Source organism: Streptomyces recifensis, assembly GCF_002154615.1.
Taxonomy (GTDB): domain Bacteria; phylum Actinomycetota; class Actinomycetes; order Streptomycetales; family Streptomycetaceae; genus Streptomyces; species Streptomyces griseoluteus.
The window spans coordinates 1-5,382 of record NZ_MUNH01000593.1 but is presented as its reverse complement, the minus strand read 5'-3'; the positions used below and the strand labels follow the sequence as shown (position 1 = coordinate 5,382).

Annotated in this window: 5 protein-coding genes and 1 pseudogene; all 6 read right to left on the bottom strand. The window is 71.7% G+C overall.

Translation table 11 applies throughout. From position 1 onward, the window contains the following. Positions 1-195, bottom strand: a pseudogene (locus tag CCN33_RS26720) (hypothetical protein); the annotation flags it as partial. A 105-nt stretch (positions 196-300) separates the two neighbouring features. Beyond that, entirely contained in the window at positions 301-1,815 is a 1,515-nt protein-coding gene (gene gatB / locus CCN33_RS26715) for an Asp-tRNA(Asn)/Glu-tRNA(Gln) amidotransferase subunit GatB (protein WP_086696014.1), read from the bottom strand. A gap of 16 nt (positions 1,816-1,831) precedes the next feature. Beyond that, positions 1,832-2,071, bottom strand: a complete 240-nt coding sequence (locus tag CCN33_RS26710) for a hypothetical protein (protein WP_086696013.1) — start codon at positions 2,069-2,071, stop codon at positions 1,832-1,834. Then, positions 2,068-3,561, bottom strand: coding sequence for an Asp-tRNA(Asn)/Glu-tRNA(Gln) amidotransferase subunit GatA (gene gatA, locus CCN33_RS26705; protein ID WP_086696012.1), 1,494 nt, complete (start codon positions 3,559-3,561; stop codon positions 2,068-2,070). The genes CCN33_RS26710 and gatA overlap by 4 nt, the downstream gene beginning before the upstream one ends. 6 nt (positions 3,562-3,567) lie before the next feature. Continuing rightward, a complete protein-coding gene (gene gatC / locus CCN33_RS26700; protein ID WP_018544665.1) occupies positions 3,568-3,864 on the bottom strand; it encodes an Asp-tRNA(Asn)/Glu-tRNA(Gln) amidotransferase subunit GatC in 297 nt (98 codons plus the stop codon). Positions 3,865-4,035: 171 nt separating this feature from the next. Beyond that, on the bottom strand, positions 4,036-5,382 hold a 1,347-nt coding region (locus CCN33_RS26695), incomplete at its 5' end, for a putative bifunctional diguanylate cyclase/phosphodiesterase (RefSeq protein ID WP_140394692.1).

The following is a 5,382-nucleotide window of genomic DNA, read 5'->3' as shown; positions in this document are numbered from 1 at the left end:
CAGGCGGAGCAGGGCGGCGGCGACTCCGGCGAGGGTGAGGAGGGCGCCGGTGCCGGTGGCGAGCCAGCGGGCGCGGCGGGCCTCGTCGTGGAAGTCGGCGTCCACGGCGTCCTCTTCGTGCCGTATGACGGGCTCCGCCCGTTCCGCCTCCTCGGCCTCGGCGGGTCCGGCGACGGAATCGGTACGTCCACTCATGGCGGGCGAGCGTAGCGCCTGCGTCCCGGGGGCCTTTCCGCGGCCCCCGGAAAGCGGACGTGGCCCCGGAGGAGTCAACCTCCGGGGCCACGTCCGGCGCGGGACTCAGCCCTCGCTCACACCCAGCCGCTCCAGGATCAGCTCCTTGACGCGGGCGGCGTCGGCCTGGCCACGGGTGGCCTTCATGACCGCGCCGACCAGCGCGCCGGCCGCCGCCACCTTGCCGCCGCGGATCTTGTCCGCGATGGCCGGGTTGCCGGCGATGGCCTCGTCGACGGCGGTGGTCAGCGCGCCCTCGTCGGAGACGACCTTCAGACCGCGCTTCTCCACGACCTCGTCCGGCGTGCCCTCACCGGCGAGGACGCCCTCGATGACCTGGCGGGCCAGCTTGTCGTTCAGGTCACCGGAGTTCACCAGCTCGGTGACCCGCGCGACCTGCACCGGCGTGATCGCGAGGTCGTCCAGCGAGGTGCCCGACTCGTTGGCGCTGCGCGCCAGTTCGCCCATCCACCACTTGCGGGCGGAGGCCGCGTCGGCACCGGCGTCGATGGTGGCGACGATCAGGTCCAGCGCACCGGCGTTGGTGATCGACTGCATGTCGGTGGCCGAGATGCCCCACTCCGCCAGCAGGCGGGTACGGCGGGCCAGCGGCAGCTCGGGCAGCCCGGCGCGGATCTTCTCGACCCACTCGCGCGACGGCGCCACGGGGACGAGGTCGGGCTCCGGGAAGTACCGGTAGTCCTCGGCCTCCTCCTTCACGCGGCCCGAGGTCGTCGACCCGGTGTCCTCGTGGAAGTGGCGGGTCTCCTGGATGATCGTGCCCCCGCCGTCGAGCACGGCCGCGTGGCGCATGATCTCGAAGCGGGCGGCGCGCTCGACCGAGCGCAGCGAGTTGACGTTCTTCGTCTCCGACCGCGTGCCGAACTTCTCCCGGCCGTGCGGGCGCAGCGACAGGTTCACGTCGCAGCGCATCTGGCCCATCTCCATCCGCGCCTCGGAGACACCGAGGGCCCGGATGACCTCGCGCAGCTCGCGGACGTAGGCGCGCGCGACCTCGGGGGCCCGCTCGCCCGCGCCCTCGATGGGCTTGGTGACGATCTCGATGAGCGGGATGCCCGCGCGGTTGTAGTCCAGCAGCGAGTAGGACGCGCCGTGGATACGGCCGGTGGCACCGCCGACGTGCGTCGACTTGCCGGTGTCCTCCTCCATGTGGGCGCGCTCGATCTCCACGCGGAAGGTCTCACCGTCCTCCAGCTGCACGTCGAGGTAACCGTCGAAGGCGATCGGCTCGTCGTACTGGGAGGTCTGGAAGTTCTTCGGCATGTCCGGATAGAAGTAGTTCTTCCGGGCGAAGCGGCACCACTCGGCGATCGAGCAGTTCAGCGCGAGGCCGATCTTGATGGCGGACTCGACGCCGGTCGCGTTGACGACCGGGAGCGCGCCGGGCAGACCGAGGCAGACCGGGCAGGTCTGCGAGTTGGGCTCGGCGCCCAGCTCGGTCGAACAGCCGCAGAACATCTTGGTGCGGGTGCCGAGTTCGACATGGACCTCGAGGCCCATGACGGGGTCGTACGACGACAGCGCGTCCTCGTACGACACCAGGTCGGTCGTGGTGGTCACGGTGAAAACTTCCCTCTCAGCCCAGCAGGACGTCGTCGTCGCCCAGCCGCTTCAGCTCGCGGTAGAGGATGGCGAGTCCGGTGACGATGGCGACGGCGGACACGGCGGCGTCGATCAGGCGCAGCGTGTCCTGCTCCGACCGGGCCTTCTTGATCTGCTTGGCCACGCCGACCGCGCTGAACGCGGTGCCGGCCATGGACAGGTACGTGCCGGACCTCGACTGCTTGAAGCCCTTGGCCTTGTTCAGTGCGCTCACAGGGACGGTGCCTCCTCGATCAACGGGTGACCCCACTTTTCCACGAAGGCGGCCTCGACGGCGGCGCCGACCTTGTACAGCCTGTCGTCCTTCAGCGCCGGGGCGATGATCTGGAGGCCGACGGGGAGGTTGTCCTCCGGGGCGAGACCGCACGGCAGCGACATGGCCGCGTTGCCCGCGAGGTTCGTCGGGATGGTGCACAGGTCCGCGAGGTACATCGCCATCGGGTCGTCGGCGCGCTCGCCGATCGGGAAGGCGGTGGTCGGCGTCGTCGGGGAGACGATCACGTCGACCTGCTCGAAGGCCTTCTCGAACTCCTGCGTGATGAGGGTGCGGACCTTCTGCGCGGAGCCGTAGTAGGCGTCGTAGTAGCCGCTGGAGAGGGCGTACGTGCCGAGCATGATGCGGCGCTTGACCTCGGCGCCGAAGCCGGCCTCGCGGGTGAGCGAGGTGACCTCCTCGGCCGAGTGGGTGCCGTCGTCGCCGACCCGGCGGCCGTAGCGCAGGCCGTCGAAGCGGGCGAGGTTGGACGAGCACTCGGACGGCGCGATCAGGTAGTACGCCGACAGCGCGAGGTCGAAGGACGGGCAGTCCAGCTCGACGATCTCGGCGCCCAGCTCCTTGAGCAGCTCGACGGACTCGTCGAAGCGCTGGAGGACACCGGCCTGGTAGCCCTCGCCGCGGAACTGCTTGACGACGCCGACCCGCATGCCCGCCACCGAGCCGTTGCGCGCGGCCTCGACGACCGGCGGTACGGGGGCGTCGATGGAGGTGGAGTCCAGCGGGTCGTGGCCCGCGATGACCTCGTGCAGCAGAGCCGTGTCCAGCACCGTGCGGGCGCAGGGACCGCCCTGGTCCAGGGACGAGGAGAAGGCCACCATGCCGTAGCGCGAGACCGAGCCGTAGGTCGGCTTGACGCCGACGGTGCCGGTGACGGCGGCCGGCTGGCGGATGGACCCGCCGGTGTCGGTGCCGATGGCGAGCGGAGCCTCGTAGGCGGCGAGCGCGGCGGCGGAGCCGCCTCCGGAGCCGCCGGGGATCTTGGTGAGGTCCCAGGGGTTGCCGGTCGGGCCGTAGGCGCTGCTCTCGGTGGAGGACCCCATGGCGAACTCGTCCATGTTGGTCTTGCCGAGGATGACGACGTCGGCGGCCTTCAGCCGCTTGGTGAGCGTCGCGTCGTACGGCGGGAGCCAGCCCTCGAGGATCTTCGAGCCGACCGTGGTCGGCACGCCTTCGGTGGTGAAGATGTCCTTCAGCGCGAGCGGGACGCCGGCCAGCGGGCCGAGCTTCTCGCCGCGGGCGCGCTTGGCGTCCACCGCGCGCGCCTGGGCGAGGGCGCCCTCGCGGTCGACGTGCAGGAAGGCGTGCACCTTCTCGTCGACGGCCTCGATGCGCGCGAGGTGTGCCTCGGCGACCTCGACGGCCGTCAGCTCGCCGGAGGCGATCTTCTCGGCGGTCTCGGCGGCCGTGAGCTTGATGATGTCGGTCATGACTTCTTAGTCCTCCCCCAGGATCTGCGGCACCTTGAAACGCTGCTGCTCCTGGGCGGGGGCGCCGGAGAGCGCCTGCGCGGGGGTGAGCGAGGGACGGACCTCGTCCGCCCGCATGACGTTCGTCAGCGGGAGCGGGTGCGAGGTCGGCGGTACGTCTTGGTCGGCGACCTCGCTGACGCGGGCGACCGCGCCGATGATGTCGTCGAGCTGGCCGGCGAAGTGGTCGAGCTCTTCGGGCTTCAGCTCCAGACGCGCCAGCCGGGCGAGGTGGGCGACCTCCTCGCGCGTGATGCCAGGCATGCAGCGATCCTCTGGGGTGAGTGTGTGTGGTTTGGCCCAATCCTATGGGTCGGGGGCCGGTCACCGTTAAACGGTTTCCCCAGGGGCCCCCGGCCGGGGGCGCACGGCGGGGCGGTACGCCCCGGCGCGGTGATCGTCGCGGGGAAACGTTCCCCCGGCACAGGCCGGGGGCTATTCCCCCGCGGGCAGCGCCGCGCGGGGCCGCTGCCAGCCGCGGGGCCCGCGGGCCTGCAGCCAGGCCGTGGTCTCCTCGGGCGGCATCGCGGCGGCCACCAGCCACCCCTGTACGGCGTCGCAGCGCAGGTCGCGCAGGTGTTCCCAGGTCTCGTCGTCCTCGACGCCCTCGGCGACGACCACCAGGCCGAGCGAATGCGCGAGGTCGACGGTGCAGCGCACGATCGCCGCGTCCTCGGCGTCCACCGCGAGCCGGGCCACGAAGGAGCGGTCGATCTTCAGTTCGCTGACCGGCAGCCGCCGCAGGTGGACCAGGGAGGAGTAGCCGGTGCCGAAGTCGTCCAGGGACATCTTCACGCCGTGTCCGGCGAGCGCGGCCAGGGTGTCGGCGGCCCGCTGCGGGTCCTCCAGCAGCACATGCTCGGTGATCTCCAGTTGCAGCGCCCCCGCCGGGACCCCGTGCCGGGCCAGCCGGGCGGCGACGGAACCGGCGAAGCCCGGGGTGTGCACGTCCCGCGGGGAGACGTTCACCGCGACCGGCACCCTGAGCCCCTGCTCGCGCCAGCGGGCGACCTGCGCGAGGGCGGTCTCCAGCACGTACTCGGTGAGGTGCGGCATCAGCCCGGAGGACTCGGCTATCGCGATGAACTCGTCCGGCGGCACCTTGCCCCGCTCCGGGTGCACCCAGCGCACCAGGGCCTCCAGGCCGGCCACCTGGCCGTCGAAGCGGACCTTGGGCTGGTAGTGCAGCTGGACCTCGCGCGCGTCCAGTGCCCGGCGCAGATCGCCGAGCAGGGCGAGCCGGTCGGGGGTGTTGGAGTCCCGCTTGGACTCGTACGCCTCCACGCCGGAGCGGTCCCGCTTGGCCTGGTACATCGCCACGTCCGCGCGGCGCAGCATGCCCTCGGCGTCCAGCGCGTGGTCGGGGAAGACGGCGACACCCGCGCTGGCCTCCAGCACGAGCGTGAGTCCGTCGAGGTCGAGGGGCGAACCGAGCGCGGTGACCAGCCCGCGCGCGATGCGAGTGGCCGACGTGGTGGAGTCGGCCACCGGCAGTAAGACGGCGAACTCGTCCCCGCCGAGCCGCGCGGCCTCCGCTCCGTCCGGCAGGGCGTTCTGGAGCCGGTCCGCGATCTGCAACAGCAGCCGGTCGCCGGCGAGATGGCCGAGGGTGTCGTTGACCGACCGGAAGCGGTCGAGGTCTATCAGCATCAACGCCGAGCGGGCGCCGATGCGTTCGGCGTCGTCGAGCGCGGTCCAGATGCGCTCCAGCAGCCACTGCCGGTTGGGCAGGCCGGTCAGCGGGTCGAGCAACTGCTCCTCCGCGCGGGCCCGCGCCATCCA